The 21,874-nt window shown below is 71.7% G+C and carries 19 protein-coding genes; 15 read left to right on the top strand and 4 right to left on the bottom strand.

All coding sequences use genetic code 11. The annotated features are described in order from the left end of the window. Nucleotides 1-189 precede the first annotated feature (189 nt). Both CP973_RS37485 and CP973_RS37480 read left to right on the top strand, forming a co-directional pair. Complete coding sequence (locus CP973_RS37485; protein WP_150248948.1) at nt 190-1,227, top strand: methyltransferase; 1,038 nt, start codon at nt 190-192, stop codon at nt 1,225-1,227. 274 nt (nt 1,228-1,501) lie between these two features. Then, nucleotides 1,502-2,209: a glycoside hydrolase family 75 protein gene (locus tag CP973_RS37480; protein WP_150248946.1), complete on the top strand. Its 708-nt coding sequence runs from the start codon at nt 1,502-1,504 to the stop codon at nt 2,207-2,209. Between the two features lie 183 nt (nt 2,210-2,392). Here the strand turns inward: CP973_RS37480 and CP973_RS37475 are convergent, their stop codons facing one another. After that, nucleotides 2,393-3,505, bottom strand: a complete 1,113-nt coding sequence (locus tag CP973_RS37475; protein WP_150250816.1) for a DUF5937 family protein — start codon at nt 3,503-3,505, stop codon at nt 2,393-2,395. A 527-nt stretch (nt 3,506-4,032) separates the two neighbouring features. On the opposite strand from CP973_RS37475, the gene CP973_RS37460 reads away from it, so the two are divergent. The 11 genes from CP973_RS37460 to CP973_RS37410 all read left to right on the top strand — a co-directional run bounded on the left by CP973_RS37460 (nt 4,033) and on the right by CP973_RS37410 (nt 13,219). Then, a complete protein-coding gene (locus CP973_RS37460) occupies nt 4,033-4,233 on the top strand; it encodes a hypothetical protein (RefSeq protein WP_030653169.1) in 201 nt (66 codons plus the stop codon). A gap of 305 nt (nt 4,234-4,538) precedes the next feature. Beyond that, the gene (locus tag CP973_RS37455; protein WP_150248943.1) at nt 4,539-5,621 is read left to right on the top strand and encodes a Rossmann-like and DUF2520 domain-containing protein; all 1,083 of its coding nucleotides are present in this window, start codon (nt 4,539-4,541) and stop codon (nt 5,619-5,621) included. Then, on the top strand, nt 5,618-6,643 hold the full coding sequence (gene panC, locus CP973_RS37450; protein WP_150248938.1) for a pantoate--beta-alanine ligase: 1,026 nt from the start codon (nt 5,618-5,620) through the stop codon (nt 6,641-6,643). Before CP973_RS37455 ends, panC begins: the two co-directional genes overlap by 4 nt. Further along, a complete protein-coding gene (locus tag CP973_RS37445) occupies nt 6,640-8,604 on the top strand; it encodes an L-aspartate oxidase (protein ID WP_150248936.1) in 1,965 nt (654 codons plus the stop codon). Before panC ends, CP973_RS37445 begins: the two co-directional genes overlap by 4 nt. Continuing rightward, entirely contained in the window at nt 8,601-9,641 is a 1,041-nt protein-coding gene (gene nadC, locus CP973_RS37440) for a carboxylating nicotinate-nucleotide diphosphorylase (protein ID WP_150248933.1), read from the top strand. The genes CP973_RS37445 and nadC overlap by 4 nt, the downstream gene beginning before the upstream one ends. Nucleotides 9,642-9,646: 5 nt before the next feature. Beyond that, nucleotides 9,647-10,444 carry a type III pantothenate kinase gene (locus CP973_RS37435; RefSeq protein WP_003982973.1) on the top strand — a complete coding sequence of 266 codons (798 nt, stop codon included), beginning with the start codon at nt 9,647-9,649 and terminating at the stop codon, nt 10,442-10,444. Nucleotides 10,445-10,681: 237 nt separating this feature from the next. Continuing rightward, the gene (locus CP973_RS37430) at nt 10,682-11,278 is read left to right on the top strand and encodes a hypothetical protein (protein WP_150250814.1); all 597 of its coding nucleotides are present in this window, start codon (nt 10,682-10,684) and stop codon (nt 11,276-11,278) included. Between the two features lie 46 nt (nt 11,279-11,324). Then, nucleotides 11,325-11,504, top strand: a complete 180-nt coding sequence (locus tag CP973_RS37425; RefSeq protein WP_003982975.1) for a hypothetical protein — start codon at nt 11,325-11,327, stop codon at nt 11,502-11,504. Nucleotides 11,505-11,749: 245 nt separating this feature from the next. Then, nucleotides 11,750-12,202, top strand: a complete 453-nt coding sequence (locus CP973_RS37420; RefSeq protein ID WP_244410215.1) for a BlaI/MecI/CopY family transcriptional regulator — start codon at nt 11,750-11,752, stop codon at nt 12,200-12,202. A 9-nt stretch (nt 12,203-12,211) separates the two neighbouring features. After that, nucleotides 12,212-12,730, top strand: coding sequence for an amino-acid N-acetyltransferase (locus tag CP973_RS37415; protein ID WP_150248927.1), 519 nt, complete (start codon nt 12,212-12,214; stop codon nt 12,728-12,730). Between the two features lie 156 nt (nt 12,731-12,886). Then, entirely contained in the window at nt 12,887-13,219 is a 333-nt protein-coding gene (locus tag CP973_RS37410; protein ID WP_150248923.1) for a histone-like nucleoid-structuring protein Lsr2, read from the top strand. On the opposite strand, the gene CP973_RS37405 is transcribed toward CP973_RS37410, so the two are convergent. Further along, a complete protein-coding gene (locus tag CP973_RS37405; RefSeq protein WP_150248920.1) occupies nt 13,150-13,848 on the bottom strand; it encodes an SCO3374 family protein in 699 nt (232 codons plus the stop codon). The genes CP973_RS37410 and CP973_RS37405 overlap by 70 nt on opposite strands. Before the next feature lie 509 nt (nt 13,849-14,357). Here CP973_RS37405 and CP973_RS37395 point away from each other — a divergent pair. After that, nucleotides 14,358-16,877, top strand: coding sequence for an ATP-dependent Clp protease ATP-binding subunit (locus CP973_RS37395; RefSeq protein WP_003982979.1), 2,520 nt, complete (start codon nt 14,358-14,360; stop codon nt 16,875-16,877). A gap of 355 nt (nt 16,878-17,232) precedes the next feature. Here the strand turns inward: CP973_RS37395 and CP973_RS37390 are convergent, their stop codons facing one another. Then, nucleotides 17,233-19,845: an NACHT domain-containing protein gene (locus CP973_RS37390; protein WP_167538588.1), complete on the bottom strand. Its 2,613-nt coding sequence runs from the start codon at nt 19,843-19,845 to the stop codon at nt 17,233-17,235. A 633-nt stretch (nt 19,846-20,478) separates the two neighbouring features. On the opposite strand from CP973_RS37390, the gene CP973_RS37385 reads away from it, so the two are divergent. Beyond that, entirely contained in the window at nt 20,479-21,168 is a 690-nt protein-coding gene (locus CP973_RS37385) for a M23 family metallopeptidase (RefSeq protein WP_150248919.1), read from the top strand. A 29-nt stretch (nt 21,169-21,197) separates the two neighbouring features. On the opposite strand, the gene CP973_RS37380 is transcribed toward CP973_RS37385, so the two are convergent. After that, nucleotides 21,198-21,776, bottom strand: a complete 579-nt coding sequence (locus CP973_RS37380) for a TetR/AcrR family transcriptional regulator (RefSeq protein ID WP_150248917.1) — start codon at nt 21,774-21,776, stop codon at nt 21,198-21,200. Nucleotides 21,777-21,874 lie beyond the last annotated feature (98 nt).

Below are 21,874 nucleotides of genomic sequence, written 5' to 3'. Positions count from 1 at the left end.
GGTGGGGGCTTCCCGGGATGAGGCCTCCCGGGTGGGGGCGTGACGCGTGACGCGGGGCGTGCGGGGCGGCTTCGGCGCGGGGTGTGGCCGCCGCGCAGCGTTTCGTAAAACCGTCAAAGACCGCTCTGAGCTGCGCAAATCGCCGATAATGGGGGCGTGGACACACCGCCCAACGGTAGGAGCTCATCCATGACAGCAACTCCCGTCACCCCGTCGGCCACCTCCCACCCCCACTTCCCCGCATCGTCGCTGCACGACCTGATGTACGGGCACATCTACGCGTCCGCGCTGCGCGCCGTCGCCCTCCACGGCATAGCGGACCTCCTGGCCGACGGCGCGCGGTCTGTGGACGAACTGGCCGAACGGTCCGGCACCCAGGCGGTTCCCCTGCGCCGCGTCCTGCGGCTGCTCGCCGCGCGCGGCCTGTTCAGCGAGCACGCGGACGACACCTTCGGACTGACCGAAACCGGCGCGACCCTGCGGACCGGCGTGCCGGGCTCCCGGCACGCCGGTGTCCTGCTGTTCACCGACGAGATGTACCAGCGGTCCGCCGACGGCCTCGTGGACACCCTCCGTACGGGACGGCCGGGGTTCGACGCCGCCTACGGGGTCCCGTTCTTCACCCACCTTGCGGAGACCCCCGACGCGAGCCGCCTCTTCGACACCGGGATGACCTCGCTCACCGGCGGTGTGAACGAACTGCTCGCCGGCAGCTACCCGTTCCCCGACAGCGGGACTGTGGTGGACGTGGCGGGCGGCCGGGGCGGCCTGCTCCGCGAGATCCTCACCCGCTCGCCGGGCCTGGCCGGGGTGCTCTTCGACCGGCCCGAAACGGTCGCCGACCACCTGCTCGACATCCCCGGGCTGGCGGGCCGCTGGCGTACAGAGGGCGGGGACCTTTTCACGGCCGTACCCGAGGGCGGCGATCTGTACCTGCTCAAGAACATCCTGCACGACTGGCCCGACGACGACTGCCTGCGCGTCCTCGGCACCGTCCGCCGGGCCATGACGCCCGGCACCCGGCTGCTCGTGATCGACGCGGTACTGCCCGCCGACGGCGCGCCGCATCCGGCCTTCGCGCTGGACATCGTGATGCTCATGATGCTCCAGGGGCGGGAGCGTACGGCTGTCGAGTTCGAGGGCTTGCTGGACCGGTCGGGGTTCCGGCTCCGGCGCGTCGTATCGACCCCGGCGCTGACCTCGATTGTCGAGGCCGAGGCGGTTTGATGTGGGGCGGTTGGGTGCGAGCCGGTTTGGTGCGAGGTGGATTGATGTGAGGCGGTTTGATCCGGGGCCGAGGGCGGGGTCGAGGTTGAGGCCGAGGTCGAAGGTCTGATGCGGAGTACGGGGGTGTGTCCAGTATTGGGGTAGTCGGTGTTCCAGAGGTGAACGAGGGCTGGTGAGGCGTGAGTTGAGGGTGGCGCGGGGTTGACGGGGGTGGGGGAGGGGAGGAGATTGGGCGGGCTCCGTAAGGAAACTTTCCTAACAGAGGGGTCCTCCCGTGCGCATACGTACCGTCGCCCTCGCCACCGCCGCCGGAACCGCGCTGCTCACCGCCGCGGCGCTGCCCGCCACCGCCCAGCCGCCCGCCGCCCCCGCCGCGAGCCGGCCGGGCGTGACCGAGGGGTCGGTCAGCGCGGCCGACCTGCTCGCCAAGGTCAAGAACTGTTCGCAGATCTCCAACGGCAAGTACCGCACCGACGAGGAGACATCGGCGACCGTCCCGGTCTGCGGCAAGAAGAACGCCGTGTTCTGGAAGGCGGACATGGACATCGACTGCGACGGCCAGGTCACCGCCAAATGCAACAAGAACACCGACCCCTGGTTCCAGCCGGACACCCGCTTCCACCAGTCCGACGGCAAGCCGCTGAACGCCGAGAAGCTGCCGTACGTCGTCGTCCCCTCGGTCAGCGGCATCTGGAACTACGAATCGGCGGGCATCAAGGGCGGCGGCGTGGTCGCCATCATCTACAACAACAAGGTCGAGTACGCGGTCGTCGGCGACACCGGGCCCGAGAAGATCATCGGTGAGGCGTCGTACGCGGCGGCCAAGGGCCTCGGCATCGACCCCGACCCGGCCACCGGCGGGGCCGAATCCGGCGTCACTTACATCCTGTTCAAGAACTCCAAGGCGTCCCCCATCGAGAGTCACAGCGAGGCCGTGACCCGCGGTGACGCGCTCGCCAAGAAGTTCCTTCAGGAGAACTGACGGGGTGGGGGGCGGGAAGGGAAGCCGGAAGGAAGCCGAAAGGAAGCCGGAAGGGGGCGGACCGGAGGCTTGCCCGGTGGCCTGGCCGGAGGCTTGCCCCGGGGCCTGTCTGGGAGCCTGTTCGGGGTCCTGCCCGAGGGGCTGTCTGGCGGCCCGCCCGGGGCGGTCGCCGAACCGGCTCTCTCAGCGCAGCACCCCCTCCAGGAAGTCGCTGCCCAGGCGCGCCACCACCTGTACGTCCAACTGGTGCTGCACATACCGGCCACGGCGGCGCGTCTGGAGCAGCCCGGCCTTCCTGAGGACGGCCAGGTGCCGGGACACCTCCGGCGCGGATATCTCGTGCACGGCGGCGAGTTCGCCGGTGGTGTAGGCCGTACGGGCCAGGTTGCGGCACATCCGCAGACGCATCGGGTGGGCCAGCGCGTCGAGCCGGGATTCGAGCAGGGCGACCGAGGCGGGGCCGGCCAGTTCCGGCGCCGCGACCGGGTAGTGGATCACCGGTCGCCAGCCCGGCGCATGCAGCACCATCATGTGCGGCCAGCCGAACGAGGACGGCACAAAGGTGACGCCCGCGCCGACAGCCGGGTCGGTGGCCGTCGTGTGGCCGTGGCTGAGCTTGTCGATGACGATGCGGGAACGTTCCTCGTCCAGCGACACCGCGGGCGACACCTCGGCCAACGCATCGGCCAGGCCCTTACGGCGCAGCACCTCGGCCTTGTGGCGCGCGTCCGCGGCGAGCTGGAAGCGCACCCGCTGCCAGACGTCCGCGAAGAAGGCCTGGTCACAGTCCTCGAACAGCCGGCGGATCCAGGCCCGTACGGCAGGCGGGTCGGCGAGCAGCCGCCGCGCGAAGTCGGACTGCCGGGGGCCACGCGCCGCGGCCCGCTCCAGCGCCATCCGGCGGCTCTCCGCGTCCACCAGCGGCGAGCGCCTGCCGCGGGTGTACACGCTGGAGCAGGTGATCTCCAGCGCGGCGTCCACGTAGAGCTCGTCGTCGAGCCGGTCGAGCAGGTCCAGATCCTCGGCCAGCGTCGCGCCGGGCTGCCCGGCCGCGTCCGCGACCGCGGCGAACGCCATCGTCACATCCGAGAACGTCGGCCCCCACAAGAAGTCCGCCTCCCGCAGCCGGTCCGCCAGATCGGCCTTGAGCGCGCTGGCCGTCGCGGTCGTCCAGCCGTGCAGCCCCGGATGGTGACCGGGCTCGGCAAGCGCGTGCAGCGCGGACCCCAGCTCAGCGAGCGGCGAGGGACTGAACACCAAACGCTCGACAGGCAGGCCTGCGATATCGATCCAGATTGTCATGGGCTGCTTCGTTTCTGGGGGTGGGTGCTGGGGGTTGGTGCCGGTGCCGGTGCCGGTGCCGGTGCCGGTGCCGGTGCCGATGTTGGTGCGGGTGCGGGTGCGGGTGCGGGACGGGTGCGGGTGGTCGGTGCAGATGGCGGTGCGGGGTTGTTTGTGCGGTGTGTTCGTGGGGCTTTGTGCAGGGCGCGTATCGGCAGCGCTGCGCTCACCGGGCCCCTGGGGGCCTCTGGGGGGCCTCCCCCTGGGGGCCTCCCCCCCCGCCCACCCACCCCCACTCAATGTCTTCACGCGGCCCGCGCAGTTCACGCGGCCCGCGCAGTTCACGCGGCCCGCGCAGTTCACGCGGCCCGCGCAGTTCACGCCGCCCGTACTGCGCGCACCGCCCGTACTGCGCACGCCGCCCACGCAGCTCAAGCCGCCCACACCCATGATGCGCAACCCCCTGACCTGCGTCGCCGTCGTTTGACGTCTCTCGTCAAACGACGAGCCGCCGGCCGTCGGGCAGCCCCACTGTGGTGTCCATGAACGCATCCCAGCAGCACATGCTCGACGCCTACCGTGCCGCCCAGCGCGGCGAGCTCCCGCCCCCGCCGCCCGGCACCGGTGACCTCCAGGCGCTGCGTGAGATCCGCCAGTGGCTCCGCTTCCGGGCCGTCGTCACCCCGCCCGCGGACCGCCCGCTGGCCCGCTTCCGGCGGGCCGTACGCCAGGCCCTGACCTGAAGGCTCGCGCGTCGCCCGTCACCTCGGCCATCCCCATCCCTCCCCAGCCCTCGATTTCCTTCGATTCCTGTCCTGCTCCGGCCCCGCTTCCGCCCCAACCATGACGGGTTCCGACCCGCCCTGCCACCCCTGTGGACAACCCGTCCCCGGCGGCCCGCCAGCCCTGTGGAAAACCTTCGGGGACGCGGTACGAGACGGCCGTCTCACCCTGCGTACGGCTCTGAAGACCGCCGGAAACACTCGCGTAGCATGGCCAGCGAATCGTCCGGTACCCCCCGCGGACTGGAACGGAAGGCCATCGCCGCGTGAACACAATCCCACCCACCGAGGCCCAGGACCGACCCGCCCGGCTGACCGTCGGAGTCGTCGGCGCCGGCCGTGTCGGCCCTGCCCTCGCCGCGTCGCTCCAGCTCGCCGGGCACCGGCCGGTCGCCGTGTCCGGCGTCTCCGACGCCTCCGTACGGCGCGCCGCGGCGCTGCTGCCCGACGTCCCGATCGTCTCCCCGGCCGAGGTGCTGGAACGCGCCGAGCTGGTGCTGCTCACCGTGCCCGACGACGCCCTGCCCGGGCTCGTCGCGGGCCTCGCCGAGACCGGTGCCGTACGGCCGGGACAGCTGCTCGTACACACCTCGGGCCGGTTCGGTACGGCCGTCCTCGACCCGGCCACCCGCGCCGGCGCGCTGCCGCTGGCCCTCCACCCGGCGATGACCTTCACCGGTACGCGCGTGGACGTACAGCGGCTGGCCGGCTGCTCCTTCGGGGTCACCGCGCCCGAGCCGCTGCGGATGGCCGCAGAGGCGCTGGTCATCGAGATGGGCGGGGAACCGGAGTGGATCGAGGAGGACGCCCGTCCGCTCTACCACGCGGCCCTCGCGATCGGCGCGAACCACCTGGTCACCCTGGTGGCGCAGGCCATGGAACTGCTCCGGAACGCCGGGGTCGGCGCGCCGGACCGCATGCTCGGCCCGCTGCTGGGCGCGGCCCTCGACAACGCGCTGCGCTCGGGGGACGCCGCGCTGACCGGCCCGGTCGCCCGCGGCGACGCCGGTACCGTCGCCGCGCACGTCTCCGAGCTGCGCAAACACGCGCCGCAGAGCGTCGAGGGCTACCTCGCCATGGCCCGTACGACCGCCGACCGCGCCCTGGCGCACGGCCTGCTGAAGCCGGAGCTGGCCGAGGACCTGCTGGGCGTCCTGGCGAACACCGGCACCACCGCCGCGAGCGGCCGGCAGGACGGCCAGGGACCCGACACCCCCTCCTCCGGCCACCCCGATCACCCTGGTCACCCCGATCACCCCGATCACCCTGGTCACCGCGATCACCCCGATCACCCCGGTCACCCCGACCACCCCGACCACCCCGACCACCCCGAAGAAGGCGACCGATGACCGCCCCGCGCCCCCGCCTCGTGCACACCGCGGCCGAGCTGCGCGCCCTGCCGGACCGCCCCGGGCAGCGGGCCGTCGTCATGACCATGGGCGCTCTCCACGAGGGCCACGCGACGCTCATCCGCGCCGCCCGCGACCAGGCCGGGCCGGACGGGCTCGTCGTCGTCACCGTCTTCGTCAACCCCCTCCAGTTCGGCGCCGGCGAGGACCTCGACCGCTATCCGCGCACCCTGGAGGCGGACCTCGTGCTGGCCGGCGCGGCCGGTGCGGACGTGGTGTTCGCGCCGGGCGTCGACGAGGTCTACCCGGGCGGGGCGCCGCGGATACGGATAGCCGCCGGCCCCATGGGGGACCTCCTGGAGGGCGCCAGCCGGCCCGGCCACTTCGACGGCGTCCTGACCGTCGTCGGCAAGCTGCTGCACCTCACCCGCCCGGACGTGGCCCTGTTCGGCCAGAAGGACGCCCAGCAACTGGCCGTCATAGAGCGCATGGTGACCGACCTGAACTTCGGTGTACGGATCGTCGGCGTCCCCACCGTCCGCGAGGACGACGGGCTGGCGCTCTCCAGCCGTAACCGCTACCTCTCGGCCGCCGAACGCCGCACCGCCCTGGCACTGTCCCGGGCCCTGTTCGCGGCCCGCGACCGGCTCGCCGCCGAAGAAGCGCTGCGCGACCGCGCCTCCTGTACGGCACGGACGGCCCACCGCGCACACGACCGCTCCGCGGCGCTCGCCGCCCTCGGCGAGGACCGCGCGGCAGCCGACGCGCACGCCCTCGCGCACGCCGTCGCCACCCCGCTGCGCGCCCCCGCGGTGGCCCGTGCCGCGGCACACGCCGTCCTGGAGGACGCCGCTCGCCTCGACCCGCCGCTCGCGCTGGACTACGTGGCGCTCGTCGACCCGGCCGACTTCACCGAGGTCCCGGACACCTACGAGGGCGAGGCCGTCCTCGCGGTGGCTGCCAAGGTCGGCACCACCCGCCTCATCGACAACATCCGCCTCACGTTCGGAGCGCCCCGATGACCGGCACCGGCCCCACCAGCCACCACGACCCCATCGGTCACGACAACCCCGCCGTCCACGGCGCCTCCGCCGTCCACGGCACAGCTACTGACCACAGTGCCCCCACACCCCACAGCGCCCCCACACCCCACGGCCCCCTCACATCCCACGGCACCCCCACACCCCCCGACACCCCCACCCTCCGCCTCCAGGCCCCCGCCCCCGGCTGGTCCATCGAGGCCGATGTCGTCGTGGTCGGTTCGGGAGTCGCGGGTCTGACCGCCGCCCTGCGCTGCGCCGCCGCGGGCCGCCGTACCGTCGTGGTGACCAAGGCCCGCCTGGACGACGGCTCCACGCGCTGGGCCCAGGGCGGTATCGCGGCCGCGCTCGGTGAGGGCGACACCCCCGAGCAGCACCTGACCGACACGCTCGTGGCGGGCGCCGGGCTGTGTGACGAGGACGCCGTACGCACCCTGGTCACCGAAGGCCCGGACGCCGTCCGCCGCCTGATCGCCACCGGGGCGCGCTTCGACACCGCGCCGGGCGGCGACGAGATAGCCCTCACCCGCGAAGGCGGGCACCACCGCCGCCGCATAGCGCACGCGGGCGGCGACGCGACCGGCGCCGAGATCTCCCGCGCCCTGGTCGACGCCGTGCGCGCCCAGGGCCTGCGCACCATCGAGAACGCGCTCGTCCTCGACCTGCTCACCGACGCCGACGGCCGCACCGCCGGCGTCACCCTGCACGTGATGGGCGAGGGCCAGCACGACGGCGTGGGCGCCGTGCACGCCCCCGCGGTCGTCCTCGCGACCGGCGGCATGGGCCAGGTCTTCTCCGCGACCACCAACCCGGCCGTCTCCACGGGCGACGGCGTCGCCCTCGCGCTGCGCGCCGGAGCCGAGGTCTCCGACCTCGAATTCGTCCAGTTCCATCCGACGGTCCTCTACCTCGGCCCGGACGCGGAAGGCCAGCAGCCGCTCATCTCGGAAGCGGTACGCGGCGAGGGCGCCCACCTGGTGGACGCCGACGGCATCCGCTTCATGACCGGGCAGCACGAACTGGCCGAACTGGCCCCGCGCGACATCGTCGCCAAGGCGATCATGCGCCGTGCCCAGGAGCGGGGCACCGAGCACATGTACCTGGACGCCCGGCACTTCGGCGCGCGGATGTGGGAGGAGCGCTTCCCGACCATCCTCGCCGCCTGCCGCGCCCACGGCATCGACCCGGTCACCGAGCCGATCCCGGTCGCGCCCGCCGCGCACTACGCCTCCGGCGGCGTACGGACCGACCTGTACGGCCGTACGACCGTGCCGGGCCTGTACGCGTGCGGCGAGGTCGCGTGCACCGGCGTGCACGGCGCCAACCGGCTCGCCTCCAACTCCCTCCTGGAAGGCCTGGTCTTCGCGGAGCGCATCGCGGACGACATCACGTCCGCCCCCGCCCGCCACCCGGGACCGGCCGTCGAGCCCGCCGCCGCTCCCGTACCGCTGCTCGCCCCCGAGGCACGCACCGCGATCCAGCGGACCATGACCGCGGGCGCCGGAGTCCTGCGCTCCGCCACCAGCCTCGCCGAGGCCGCCACCGCCCTCGCCCGCCTCCAGCGCGCCGCGGCCGAAGCGGCCACCGCCCCGGACCGGAACGCCGGAACCACCCCAGCCTCCGCCGGAACCACCCCGCTGCCCACCGAAACCACCCCATCCCCCACCGACCGCCCCAAACCCGCCGAGCCCGGTGTCGAGGCGTGGGAGGTCACCAACCTCCTCCTGGTCGCCCGGGTGCTGGTCGCCAGTGCGATGCGCCGCGAGGAGACCCGCGGCTGCCACTGGCGCGAGGACCACGCCGACCGGGACGATCCCCAGTGGCAGCGGCACTTCCTGGTCACCCACCGCCCGCCGCACACCCTGCACACCCGTACGACCGACACCGCCGCGTTCCCCGCGACGACCGCCGCACCCGCGCCCGAAACGGAGCCGACCCAGTGAGCACCCCCGACGACCTCCCCCCGCACCAGATCGGCCGTCCGGACCAGGCCCCGAACCAGGCCCCGGCCCCCCAAGGCGGCTGCGGCGGCTCCTGCGGCTGCGCCGGCGGTGAGGAGAACGACGAAACGTACGAACTCGACCCGACGGCCTGCGGGCTGGACCCCTCCCTCGCCGCCCTCCTGGTCGAGGCCGGACTGGACCCCGTACAGGTCGAGGACATCGCCCACGTGGCCCTCGCGGAGGACCTCGATCAGGGCGTGGACGTGACCACCGTCGCGACCGTGCCCGAAGAGGCCGTCGCCACCGCCGACTTCGCCGCCCGCCAGGCGGGCACCGTGGCCGGCCTGCGGGTCGCCGAGGCCGTGCTGTCCCTGGTGTGCACCACCGAGTTCGAGGTGGAGCGGCACGTCGAGGACGGCGACCGCGTCGCGGCCGGGCAGAAGCTGCTCAGCGTCACCGCCCGTACCCGCGACCTGCTGACCGCCGAGCGCAGCGCCCTGAACCTGCTGGGCCGCCTGTCCGGCATCGCCACCGCCACCCGCGCCTGGGCCGACGCCCTGGAGGGCACCGGTGCCAAGGTCCGCGACACCCGTAAGACGACGCCCGGCCTGCGCGCACTGGAGAAGTTCGCGGTGCGCTGCGGCGGCGGCGTCAACCACCGGATGTCGCTGTCGGACGCGGCCCTGATCAAGGACAACCACGTGGTCGCGGCGGGCGGCGTGGCCGAGGCGTTCAAGGCCGTGCGCAGCGGCTTCCCCGGAGTGCCGATCGAGGTGGAGGTGGACCGGCTGGACCAGATCCCGCCGATCCTCGCCGAGGGCGCCGACCTGATCCTGCTGGACAACTTCACCCCCGAGCAGACGCGCGAGGCCGTGGCGCTGGTGGCGGGGCGGGCGGCCCTGGAGTCGTCCGGCGGGCTCACCCTGGACAACGCCCGCGCCTACGCCGAGACCGGCGTGGACTACCTGGCCGTGGGCGCGCTCACGCACTCCTCCCCGGTCCTCGACATCGGCCTCGACCTGCGCGAGGAGCGCTGACGGACATGCTGCTGACCATCGACGTGGGCAACACCCACACCGTCCTCGGCCTGTTCGACGGCGAGGAGATCGTCGAACACTGGCGCATCTCCACCGACGCCCGCCGCACCGCCGACGAACTGGCGGTGCTCCTCCAAGGCCTGATGGGCATGCACCCGCTGCTGGGCGAGGAACTGGGCGACGGCATCGAGGGCATCGCCATCTGCTCCACGGTCCCCTCCGTCCTGCACGAGCTGCGCGAGGTCACCCGGCGCTACTACGGGGACGTGCCGGCCGTCCTGGTCGAGCCGGGCGTCAAGACGGGCGTGCCGATCCTCATGGACAACCCCAAGGAGGTCGGTGCCGACCGGATCATCAACGCGCTGGCGGCGGTGGAGCTCTACGGCGGCCCGGCGGTCGTGGTCGACTTCGGTACGGCCACCACGTTCGACGCGGTCAGCGCGCGCGGCGAGTACGTCGGCGGCGTGATCGCCCCCGGCATCGAGATCTCGGTGGACGCGCTCGGTGTGAAGGGCGCCCAGCTCCGCAAGATCGAACTGGCCCGGCCGCGCAGCGTCATCGGCAAGAACACCGTCGAGGCCATGCAGTCCGGCATCCTGTACGGCTTCGCCGGACAGGTGGACGGCGTGGTCCAGCGGATGGCCCGGGAACTCGCCGACGACCCGGACGACGTGACGGTGATCGCCACCGGCGGCCTGGCGCCCATGGTGCTCGGCGAGTCCTCGGTCATCGACGAGCACGAGCCGTGGCTGACGCTGATCGGGCTGCGCCTGGTGTACGAGCGCAACGTTCCGCGGAGCTGATCCTTACGGGGCGGAAGGGCCCGGTCATCGCGGACCCACCGCCCCGTACAGGGCCGCCCGCCCCGCCCCGACTGGCCGGGTGAATTGCCCACTTGGCCCCTTGTGTAGCTAGAAGCGGCTTTTGCCGGTCAAATCAAGCTCCGCGACACTTGCACCTTTCTAATCCCATTAAGCGGATTTTGTCCGCCGGGGACGTAAGGTCAACTCATGCCTATGCCATACGGAACCCGCGGCGGTATGGCCTTCAGCGCCGACGAGTTGCGCGTGCTGCGGCGCGCGCTCGCCGCCGCCCTCCGGCCGACGCGCGACACGACCGGCGCCCCGGACGCCCCGGCGGGCTACGACGCCGAGGGCGCCCAGGAGGTCCAGGAATATCTGCGGCTGGCCGAGGCCGTGGACGAGGCGGCGCGCGAGGGCGGGCGGCTGCGCGCTTTCCTCCTCGCCGACCTCGCCCGCTACCGCGAAGCCCTGCCCGGCTCCGCCGGCGGCTACCTGGCGCAGCTCCAGGAGGCCCTGGCGGCCGGCTACGACCCCGCCCCCGCCGACCTCGCCGCCCTGCGCTCGCTGGTCGTGGGTGCCCGGGGGCCGGACGAAAGCGCGCGCCGCACCGCCCTGCTGCGCCGCTGCGAAAGTCTGGCCGAACAGTTCGTACGGGCCCGGCTGCGCGCGCTCCCGGGCGGCCGGGGCGCGGAGAAACCCGAGCACGCGCCGCGGCCCGCGCCGGTGCGCCCGCAGCCGAAGGCGCCGCGCCCCGGCCGTCCCGTCCCCACGCCGGGCGAGGTGTTCCCGCCACGCCGCAAGCCGACGCCGCCCCCCGCGGCCCGGACCGCCTGAACGCTGCGTACCCTGGAAGCCTCACTCCCGAAGGAGGCCCCTGGTCATGGATTACGTCGCAGCGCTGGTTCCGCCCGTGGTGATGGCCGTGGCGTTCGTCGCGCTCATCGTGACGATCGTGAAGAGCCAGGGTGGCGAGAACAAGTCCAAGGAGGACGCGGCGGTCGACGCCGCGCTGGCCCGCGCCGAGGGCGCCCGCCAGGAGCCCAAGGCCCACGGCGCCTGACCGGCGCCGGCCGGACCGTTCCGGCCGCCGTCGCCCGTCCCGGGCCGCCGACGGAACACGTCCGTCCGTTCGGTGGCCTGCCCGGCCTTGCCCGCCGCACCCGTCCCGTACGGCCCGAGATCGCGCGTCTCGGGCCGTACGGCCTTTTTCCGGCGCAAATCAATCGGGTTAGAACCGGCATTCGCGACATCTCCCACTATTGTGCTGGTGTGCCACGACGCTTGGGTGATCTGGAAGACGCGGTCATGACGCGGGTGTGGGAGTGGAACCGCCCGGTCACCGTTCGGGAAGTCCTGGAAGACCTGCAGAAGGAACGGTCGATCGCCTACACGACGGTGATGACCGTATTGGACAACCTCCATCAGAAGGGCTGGGTGCGCAGGGAAGCCGAAGGGCGCGCCTATCGATATGAGGCGGTCTCCACTCGTGCCGCCTACGCGGCCGCACTGATGAACGAAGCGTGGTCCGCGAGTGACAACCCCGCGGCGGCTCTGGTGGCCTTCTTCGGCATGATGTCGCCGGAACAGCGCCACGCGCTACGGGATGCCGTACGGATGGTGCAGGGCGACGAACCCGCGGAACCCGCACCGGCCGCGCCGCAGGCGGAACGCGCGGACGAAGCCGCCGCACCCGCGGGCGCGGGCGAAGCGGATGCGGGGGAAGTACCCGCGACGGGTTCCGGCGACTCGGGGCGATAGCGTCGGCGCATGCCGCCGCTATCTAATGGAGTCACCGTCCGCCGCGCCAGGACCAGCGATGTACCGGCCGTACGCCGCCTCATCGACGCCTACTCGCCGGACGGCATCCTCCTCGACAAAGCCACCGTGACGCTTTACGAGGACATCCAGGAGTTCTGGGTGGCCGAGCGGGACGAGGACGCCGCGGTCGTGGCCTGCGGAGCCCTGCACGTCATGTGGGAAGACCTGGCCGAAGTGCGCACATTGGCCGTGGACCCGGCCCTGAAGGGCACCGGAGTCGGACACCAAGTCCTCGACAAGCTGCTGCGCACCGCGGGCTGGCTCGGAGTGCGGCGCATTTTCTGCCTCACCTTCGAAGTGGACTTCTTCGCCAAGCACGGCTTCGTGGAGATCGGTGAGACGCCCGTCGACGGCGATGTCTACAGCGAGCTGCTGCGTTCCTATGACGAGGGCGTTGCCGAGTTCCTCGGTCTCGAACGAGTGAAGCCCAACACCCTGGGCAACAGCCGCATGCTTCTGCACCTGTGATCAGCGTTCTATGTCCGAATCGCGCCCCTATCTCATAGCTGTGGAAGCAAGCGTTCCCCGACTGCCGGGCAACTGAACCCTACCCAGGGGTTTGTGTTTTTCCCGGAAAAGCGGTTTGCTTTCCGTCGTAATCCACATTCGATGAAAGGGAAACCGGTGGCACAGAAGGTTCAGGTTCTTCTTGTCGACGACCTCAACGGCGGCGAGGCCCATGAGACCGTGACGTTCGCCCTCGACGGCAAGTCCTACGAGATCGACCTGTCCGACGACAACGCGCGGAAGCTGCGCGAGTCGCTCGCCGAGTTCGTGAAGGCCGGCCGGAAGACCGGTGGCCGTTCCGGTGGCCGCGGCAAGGCACGGGCGTCTTCCGGCGGCAGCCAGGACACCGCGAAGATCCGCGCGTGGGCCAAGGAGAACGGCTACAACGTCAATGACCGCGGCCGGGTGCCCGCGGAGATCCGTGAGGCGTTCGAGAAGGCGAACGGCTGATCGCCGTACCCGCGATCTGTTTGTCTTCGAGCTTGACGACCGCGCAGCAAACGGGCCCGGTGGCATTCCGTGGCCGCCGCGCTCACGAGTCGTACGAGGTCGGGGGCGCGCCCCTGGCGATCAGCGAGGGGAATACCGCGGCCCCCGCGCCCTGCCCCGGACCCCGTGGTGGGCAGGCAAGCCTCGATCTCGTACCCCGGCTCGGGAGGCCGCACCCACCCCGCGGCCTCCCGCGGACCGGGTCCGTACGGCCATGGCGCGTACGGAGCCGGCGGCGGTGACGGCGCGGGCATCCGGTCCCCGGTGCCGCGTGCGGTCAGATCCAGCCCAAGCGAGCCCCATTCCAGCCATTCCAGGAGACCGGCCAGCTCCTCGGCCGCACCGGCGGCCACGAGCATGAGCATCCTGGGGCCGGCGGCGCCGCCCCGGTCGATCGCCACGGGCCCCGTGCGGCCCACCCGCCCCAGCACGGCGCGGCCCGCGTCGGCGGGCAGGTCCAGGGCGTCGAAGCGCACCCCGGTCAGCAGCTGCACCGGTTCCGTGCCGGTGGTCGGCCAGCGCAGCTCGTCCTCGTACCACTGCCGTACGGCGGCGAGGGAGGGACGGGATCGCGGGATCGCGACGGGCATACCCGGAGCAACTCACCAAGCCCCGAGAAGTTACGCTGGGTTGACGTGCGGGTACGTACTGTCGCCAGGGAAGGGGGTGTGCGGGGGCGTGACGGCGCATTGAACGGCGCTCGGGTGTTCGCCCGTAGCGGAGGGAAGGAGCCCGCGCCGCATGGAGTGTCAGTGGCGGCGGGTAAGACATTACCGGTGGGAAGAGACGGTGCAGCGGTGTGCGCAGCGCTTTTTCCGGAGCGGCGGCGGGCTCCGGGCGGGCGTGTCGGTGACGGGTGCGTTCGCCACGGGCGTACTGACCCGGGGCGTATATGCCTGGCCTGCGGGAACATCGTCTCGCACCATCGGGTTGGAGCAGATGTCGGCTGTTCGGCAGCAGATTTCCCCGCCGACGCGGGGGTGATCCGGACGGATGTCGGCAGTTGGAATGAGCTGTCCCGTCCCACGGGACTAGCATGCGGAAGGACAGGGAGGGGACCGACCCCTAACTGCCTGACCGCTCTGAGGAGCGATTAACGATGTTCGAGAGGTTCACCGACCGTGCGCGGCGGGTTGTCGTCCTGGCTCAGGAAGAAGCCCGGATGCTCAACCACAACTACATCGGCACCGAGCACATCCTCCTGGGCCTGATCCACGAGGGTGAGGGTGTCGCCGCTAAGGCCCTGGAGAGCCTCGGGATTTCGCTCGAGGCGGTCCGCCAGCAGGTGGAGGAGATCATCGGCCAGGGGCAGCAGGCCCCGTCCGGCCACATCCCCTTCACCCCCCGTGCGAAGAAGGTCCTGGAGCTGTCGCTCCGCGAGGCCCTTCAGCTCGGCCACAACTACATCGGTACGGAGCACATCCTGCTCGGCCTGATCCGCGAGGGCGAGGGCGTCGCCGCCCAGGTCCTCGTGAAGCTGGGCGCCGATCTGAACCGGGTGCGGCAGCAGGTCATCCAGCTGCTCTCCGGCTACCAGGGCAAGGAGGCCGCCACCGCCGGCGGCCCGGCCGAGGGCACGCCCTCGACCTCGCTGGTCCTGGACCAGTTCGGCCGCAACCTGACGCAGGCCGCCCGCGAGACCAAGCTCGACCCGGTCATCGGGCGCGAGAAGGAGATCGAGCGGGTCATGCAGGTGCTGTCCCGCCGTACCAAGAACAACCCGGTCCTCATCGGCGAGCCCGGCGTCGGCAAGACGGCGGTCGTCGAGGGCCTGGCCCAGGCCATCGTCAAGGGCGAGGTGCCCGAGACCCTCAAGGACAAGCACCTCTACACCCTGGACCTGGGCGCCCTGGTCGCCGGCTCCCGCTACCGCGGTGACTTCGAGGAGCGCCTGAAGAAGGTGCTCAAGGAGATCCGCACCCGCGGCGACATCATCCTGTTCATCGACGAGCTCCACACCCTGGTGGGTGCGGGTGCCGCCGAGGGCGCGATCGACGCCGCGAGCATCCTCAAGCCGATGCTGGCGCGCGGTGAGCTGCAGACCATCGGTGCGACCACGCTCGACGAGTACCGCAAGTACCTGGAGAAGGACGCGGCCCTGGAGCGCCGCTTCCAGCCCATCCAGGTCGCGGAGCCGTCGCTGCCGCACACCATCGAGATCCTGAAGGGCCTGCGCGACCGTTACGAGGCGCACCACCGCGTCTCCATCACGGACGAGGCCCTGGTGCAGGCCGCCCAGCTGGCCGACCGCTACATCTCCGACCGCTTCCTGCCGGACAAGGCGATCGACCTGATCGACGAGGCCGGCTCCCGGATGCGCATCCGCCGGATGACCGCGCCGCCGGACCTCCGCGAGTTCGACGAGAAGATCGCCGACGTGCGCCGGGAGAAGGAGTCCGCGATCGACTCGCAGGACTTCGAGATGGCCGCGGGCCTGCGCGACAAGGAGAAGCAGCTCCTGGCCGCCAAGGCGAAGCGGGAGAAGGAGTGGAAGGCCGGCGACATGGATGTCGTCGCCGAGGTCGACGGCGAGCTGATCGCCGAGGTCCTGGCCACGGCCACCGGCATCCCGGTCTTCAAGCTCACCGAGGAGGAGTCCTCGCGGCTGCTGCGGATGGAGGACGAGCTCCACAAGCGCGTCATCGGCCAGAAGGACGCCATCAAGGCGCTCTCGCAGGCCATCCGCCGTACGCGGGCCGGTCTGAAGGACCCCAAGCGCCCCGGTGGCTCGTTCATCTTCGCCGGTCCGTCCGGTGTCGGTAAGACCGAGCTGTCCAAGACGCTCGCCGAGTTCCTCTTCGGCGACGAGGACGCGATGATCTCCCTCGACATGTCGGAGTTCAGCGAGAAGCACACGGTCTCCCGGCTCTTCGGTTCGCCTCCCGGCTACGTCGGCTACGAAGAGGGCGGCCAGCTCACCGAGAAGGTGCGCCGCAAGCCGTTCTCGGTCGTGCTGTTCGACGAGGTGGAGAAGGCCCACCCCGACATCTTCAACTCCCTGCTGCAGATCCTGGAGGACGGTCGGCTGACCGACTCCCAGGGCCGGGTGGTGGACTTCAAGAACACGGTCATCATCATGACGACCAACCTCGGGACCCGGGACATCTCCAAGGGCTTCAACCTGGGCTTCGCCGCCCAGGGCGACACCAAGAGCAGCTACGAGCGGATGAAGAACAAGGTCAACGAAGAGCTCAAGCAGCACTTCCGGCCCGAGTTCCTCAACCGTGTGGACGACACGGTGGTCTTCCACCAGCTCACCGAGGAAGACATCATCCAGATCGTCGACCTCATGATCGCCAAGGTGGACGAGCGCCTGAAGGACCGCGACATGGGCATCGAGCTCAGCGGTGAGGCCAAGAAGCTGCTCGCCAAGCGCGGCTACGACCCGGTGCTGGGCGCCCGCCCGCTGCGCCGGACCATCCAGCGCGAGATCGAGGACGCTCTCTCGGAGAAGATCCTCTTCAGCGAGCTGCGCCCCGGCCACATCGTGGTCGTGGACATCGAGGGCGAGGGGGAGAACGCCAAGTTCACCTTCCGCGGCGAGGAGAAGTCGGCCCTGCCGGACGCCCCGCCCGTCGAGTCCGCGGCCGGCGGCCCGGACCTGTCGAAGGACGCGTGACGCCCCGGGCGCCCGGCGTCTGAGCGCTACGGCACACGCCGCGGCCCGGAACCTGCTCCAGGTTCCGGGCCGCGGCGTTGTCGTGTCCGGGTGCCGGCCCGCGCCGTGTCCGCGTGGAAGCGCAATTCCGCGGCGGCCGCGTACCTATATCCGCAACCACGGACGCGAACCTTCCCGGCCGGTACCGGAGCGGGCGCGGTTATTGCACGGGGTGCAAAAGGAAATCGCCATTCCGGATTGCCCGCCGCAGGCCCGGTAAATGCGGAAGGAAGTATTCCGCAACCCGGAGTCTCCAAGGCGACGGCCGCGATCCGCTCCCGCCCTCGCAGGCATACGGCCCTATAGGACCGCGATTTCACAGCTCGATGACGCGGATCCCGTCCGGTACGCCGGTCACCGGCGGCAGCCGGCGGCTGATCCGCAGCTCTTCCAGCCGGGGGAACGCGGCCAGCCACGCCATCGAGGTCCCCACGCCGTACGCCAGCCAGAGCCGGACCAGGCCGTCCGCCGGGACGATGCCGTCGATCAGCTCGGCCACGGTGAACTCCCCGGCGATCTGCAGGCACGGCCGGCCGCCGAGCCCCCGCAGGGCGCGCAGCTCCTCCACGTCCGTCACGGGGAAGAACAGCTCGTCCGGGTCCAGGTGGGCGATGATCTCCCGGGCGTAGCGCGCGGTGTCGTACCGCCGCCAGGCACCGGCCAGCTGTGCCCGCACATCCGGATACGTCCGCTTGCGCAGCCCGGCCAGATAGTCGATCGCCATGTCGTCGGCGATGGACGTGGCGGTGACCGCGAGCAGATACGCCTCACCGTCCGAGACCTCGGCCGGCTCCGGCAGCATCTCCAGCACGATCGGGCCGATCCAGCCCAGCGCGCGGGCCCCGGCCACGGTGCTGGGGCGGACCATGTCGCGGGTGAAGCGCCGCACCCGGTGGCGCACCTCCGGGTCGAGTTCGGCGGCGTGCTCCACACAGGCCGCGGCGAGCAGCTTGCGGTGCCGGGCCTCCGCGGCCCGGATGCCGGGACGCGGGGCCAGCAGGCCGTTCAGCAGCGCCGCGCACTCGTCGGGGCGGGCCAGCGCCACGGCCATCCGGATCACGTCCTCCCACTCGCACAGGTGGGCGTGGTTCAGCAGCAGCCCGAAGTCGTGCCGCTGCACGGTGGCGCGGGCGGCCAGGAAGTCCTGGAAGGTGCGGTGCACGAAGTCGACGGTGCCCGGGGCCGGTTCGCGCAGCAGCCCGGTGCGGTTCAGCAGGTGGCGGTATATCTCCTCGGGGCCGCCCTGGCGCGCGGCGTCGGGGATGGCCGGCAGGTGCTGCGCGAGTGTGTCCACGGCGATCTCGCGGTCCATCTCCGAGCGCCCGTTGACCAGCATCCAGTGGGCCAGCTTCTGCAACAGCTGGATCTTGGGCTGGCGCGGCAGGTCGATGCCGTCGGTGGTGCCCATGGCCCGTTCCCGGTCCCGCCGCTCCAGCAGCATCGACAGGGCGGCCTCGTACAACTCCTTGCGGCCGTTGGGCAGATAGCCGCGGCGGTCGCGGTGCAGGGCGCAGATCATGCCGCACATCAGCGGGTTGGTGGCCAGCCGGCCCAGGTCGCGGGTGATGCGTACGGCGTTGAGCAGCGTCCGTTCGTAGTGCGGCAGGCGGTCCAGGTCGTCGGGGACCTGCTGGGCCGCGGCGCGGTGCCAGCGCTGGATGAACGCGGCGATGTCCTCGCGGCTCATCGGGGCCAGTGACAGTTCGGTGAAGCCGTCGGCCGTCAGCCAGTCGGCGCGGACGGCGGAGGGGCGGGAGGTGACGATCCAGACGTTGCCCGGATACAGGGCGGTCCAGTCGCGGAGCTTGCGGCGCAGCGCCTCGCGCTCGTCCTCGGGGGCCTCGTCCACGCCGTCGATCAGCAGGAGGGCGCGCCCGGCCCGTAGGACGCGGTCGGCCCAGCCCGGCGGCTGGGCCTCGGCGCCCGGATAGCCGACGGCCGTCAGGAAGGTGCCGGGGGAGGGCATGCCGTGGCGGGCGAGGCGGCGTACCGGGAGGAGGAAGGGGACACGGCCGTACAGCGCGCGGCGGAGCGTCGGGGGCAGCTCGCCGCGCGCTGTGGCGACGGCCAGCCACTGGAGCAGTGTGGTCTTGCCGGATCCGGCCACGCCCCGGACAAGGACGCGGCACAGGCCGGACAGGGCGTGTTCGGCGGGGACGGCCGGTTCGGGCGTGCTGCCGTGGTCCGCGGCGGGTGGTTCCGGCTCGCAGCGCAGGCCCAGGTAGGCGGCGTCCAGCGGCCAGCTGTCGGGGGAGTGCACGAGGTCCAGGCCGAAGATCGTGAGGTGGCTGTGCAGGACGGCGGTGTCCTGGGCGTACCGCGTCTCGAAGGCGGCGTCCTCGGCGGACCGGGACGGCAGGCGGGCGGCCAGCACGCCGACCGTGTCGTCGATCCGGCCGAGGGTGCGCCGGTTCTCGACGACGGTGCGGGCGATGAAGCCGGTCAGCTGGGTGAAGTGATTCAGGATGTGCAGCGCCGCGGTGTCCACGAGGACGGTGTGCAGCTCGGTGCCGTCACCGGTCAGCCCGCGGGTGGCGTCCGGGGCGGCCCGGCGCAGCTGCCGGGCCAGTTCGGCCGCCTCCAGCCGGGTGTCCTGCGCGATCTCCGTGTCCAGGTCGCCGAGCGCCCAGAGCGTACGGGAGAGGGCGTCCGTGACGGCCCGGTCCTCGTCGGGGGCCACCGGCCGCTCGCGGGCCGCGCCGGTGGCGCCGGGCAGCGGGGTCACGGCGCGGTCGACCAGTTTGGCGGCGATCCGCCGCACCTCGCGCTCCCCGAGGACGCGCTGCTCGCCCCGGAAGGAGACCAGGCGGGCGATCCGTAACGGCCGGTCCACGAGGAAGGCGCCGGGACCCGGCCGGACGAGGAGTCTTCTGACGATCGGGCCCACGATCTTGGGTGCCAGCCGGGCCATGATGATCACTGGATCCATGCGGTGATCCCCCATCACCTGTGCGGCGCCGGGCGCCGCCGGGCTTCCAGCCTAGAGGAGACGGCGGTTCCCGGGAGGCCGCTCGGCCGGGTGGGGCCGTACGGGCGGGCGGGGCGCGCCAGGAGTTCCCGTACGGGCGTACGGGGAGTCCGCGTACGGGCGGGCGGGGGCGCACGGGGAGTTTCCGTGCGGGGCCTTTGGTCCCGATACGGACATGCGAAAGGCCCGCGGCGCAGCCGGGAAAACCACGGGCGCGGTGACATGCCGCACAGGCCCCCGGCGGCCTACTACGCGGAATAGCGGGCGCTTTCCGCGGTACGGCGGGGCGGTTCGGACGGGGTGGCCGCGGCGGGCGGAGCGGAGGGCGGCCGGGGTGCCCGACGGCTTCGTACGGCCGGGTGAACCCGCAGGTCAGACCCCAGGAGGCGGAGAGGGGTAGCGGCCGGAAGAGGGACGGGACCGACGTGTTTGAGACCTGAGGCGGAGGGTAGGGGCGGGGATTTATTTCCCCGCCTTTTGCTACGGGATGCGGTAGTAGAAGCGCCTATTGGCAACATGTCGGATTCCGGTTACCAAGGATGAGCGATCCCGGTCGACGGCCGGGACCCCGTCTTTTCCGGAGGTAGTTCCCGCATGTCGAAGCACCACCCCCTGCACCGCCCGACGACGAAGTCCGTTCTCCGTACCCGCACCTCCGTGCTCGCGGCGGGCCTGGGCGTCTCCGTCGCCATGGGCGCCGGGGTGGCGATGGCGGCCGGCGGCGACGCGCAGGCGATCGCGCTGAACGGGCTCACGTCCGACATCCGCTCCTCGGTGAGCGCGCAGGCCGACGCCCAGCAGAAGGCCGCCGAGGCGGAGAAGCAGGCGGCCGAGAAGGCCAGGAAGGCCGCCGAGGAGAAGGCCCGCTCCTGGGTCAAGCCGGTGGACGACTACACGCTGGGCATGACCTTCGGGCTGGCCGGCAAGCACTGGGCCCACAACCACAGCGGCCAGGACTTCGTGGTGCCCAGCGGTACGGCCGTGCACGCCGTCCACGGGGGCACCGTGGTCAAGGCCGGTCCGAACGGCGGCGGCGACGGCCCCGCCTACGGCAATGCGATCGTGATCAAGCACGACAGCGGTACGTACACCCAGTACGCGCACCTGACCAGCACCGAGGTCAAGGTCGGCCAGACCGTGGAGACCGGCCAGGAGATCGCGAAGTCCGGCAGCACCGGCAACTCGACCGGCCCGCACCTGCACTTCGAGGTCCGTACCGGCCCGAACTACGGCTCCGGCATCGAGCCGACCGCCTTCCTGAAGGCGCGCGGCGACGGCGTGTGAGCCACGCCGCGGGAGCCTGGTGACGGGCTCTAGCCACGGCTCCCCGGCTGGGCCGCGGTGACCAGTTCGGTGGCGACCTCCAGGATGGCCTTGCGCTTGTCCTCGGGGTCGCCTTCGAGTGTCTGCATCGCGAACAGGCCCGCGTGCATCGAGAAGATCGCGGTGATGCAGCGCACCTGGTCGGTCAGCTCCGCCTCCGGCTCCCGGAGCAGCCCGGTGAGCCGGATCATCCGCTGCTTGAAGGTCTCCCCGATGCTCAGGTCCCGTACGGCCGCCTGGTTCTCCTGCATGAAGCGGAACAGCGGCTCGGCGGAGCGCAGTGCCTCGCTGTAGCGGCGCAGGATCTCCTGCTTGGTCTCCAGGGTGCGCGGCTGCGCGCCGGCCCATTCGATCAGCTCGTCGATCGGCCGGGCCAGGTCCTGGAAGAGGCCGATGACGATGTCTTCCTTGGTCTTGAAGTGGTAGTAGAGCGCCGCCTTGGTGACGTCGAGCCGTTCGGCGATCTCGCGCAGCGAGGTCTTCTCGTACCCCTGCTCGGCGAACAGCTCCAGGGCGACGTCCTGGATGCGCTGGCGGGTGTTGCCCCTGCGCGGGTGCGGTGTGCCCATGCTGCTGTTCTCCTGCGTGATCGGCCGGGCCGGGGCCAGGGGCCATGCGAAAACTTACTTGACGCCCGGCTAGTTGTTCCTTACCTTCTTCACTGTAC

The organism is Streptomyces albofaciens JCM 4342 (assembly GCF_008634025.1).
Lineage (GTDB): Bacteria > Actinomycetota > Actinomycetes > Streptomycetales > Streptomycetaceae > Streptomyces > Streptomyces albofaciens.
Note: the sequence above shows the minus strand (reverse complement) of the source record. Positions and strands in the feature narration are given on the sequence as shown.

What these genes read in the sequence shown, in the direction of transcription:
- CP973_RS37485 (WP_150248948.1), top strand. Translation starts at nt 190, where the DNA reads ATGACAGCAACTCCCGTCACCCCGTCGGCCACCTCCCACCCCCACTTC.
- CP973_RS37460 (WP_030653169.1), top strand. Translation starts at nt 4,033, where the DNA reads ATGAACGCATCCCAGCAGCACATGCTCGACGCCTACCGTGCCGCCCAG.
- panC (WP_150248938.1), top strand. Translation starts at nt 5,618, where the DNA reads ATGACCGCCCCGCGCCCCCGCCTCGTGCACACCGCGGCCGAGCTGCGC.
- CP973_RS37445 (WP_150248936.1), top strand. Translation starts at nt 6,640, where the DNA reads ATGACCGGCACCGGCCCCACCAGCCACCACGACCCCATCGGTCACGAC.
- CP973_RS37435 (WP_003982973.1), top strand. Translation starts at nt 9,647, where the DNA reads ATGCTGCTGACCATCGACGTGGGCAACACCCACACCGTCCTCGGCCTG.
- CP973_RS37430 (WP_150250814.1), top strand. Translation starts at nt 10,682, where the DNA reads ATGGCCTTCAGCGCCGACGAGTTGCGCGTGCTGCGGCGCGCGCTCGCC.
- CP973_RS37425 (WP_003982975.1), top strand. Translation starts at nt 11,325, where the DNA reads ATGGATTACGTCGCAGCGCTGGTTCCGCCCGTGGTGATGGCCGTGGCG.
- CP973_RS37420 (WP_244410215.1), top strand. Translation starts at nt 11,750, where the DNA reads ATGACGCGGGTGTGGGAGTGGAACCGCCCGGTCACCGTTCGGGAAGTC.
- CP973_RS37415 (WP_150248927.1), top strand. Translation starts at nt 12,212, where the DNA reads ATGCCGCCGCTATCTAATGGAGTCACCGTCCGCCGCGCCAGGACCAGC.
- CP973_RS37405 (WP_150248920.1), bottom strand. Translation starts at nt 13,848, where the DNA reads ATGCCCGTCGCGATCCCGCGATCCCGTCCCTCCCTCGCCGCCGTACGG.
- CP973_RS37395 (WP_003982979.1), top strand. Translation starts at nt 14,358, where the DNA reads ATGTTCGAGAGGTTCACCGACCGTGCGCGGCGGGTTGTCGTCCTGGCT.
- CP973_RS37390 (WP_167538588.1), bottom strand. Translation starts at nt 19,845, where the DNA reads ATGGATCCAGTGATCATCATGGCCCGGCTGGCACCCAAGATCGTGGGC.
- CP973_RS37385 (WP_150248919.1), top strand. Translation starts at nt 20,479, where the DNA reads ATGTCGAAGCACCACCCCCTGCACCGCCCGACGACGAAGTCCGTTCTC.
- CP973_RS37380 (WP_150248917.1), bottom strand. Translation starts at nt 21,776, where the DNA reads ATGGGCACACCGCACCCGCGCAGGGGCAACACCCGCCAGCGCATCCAG.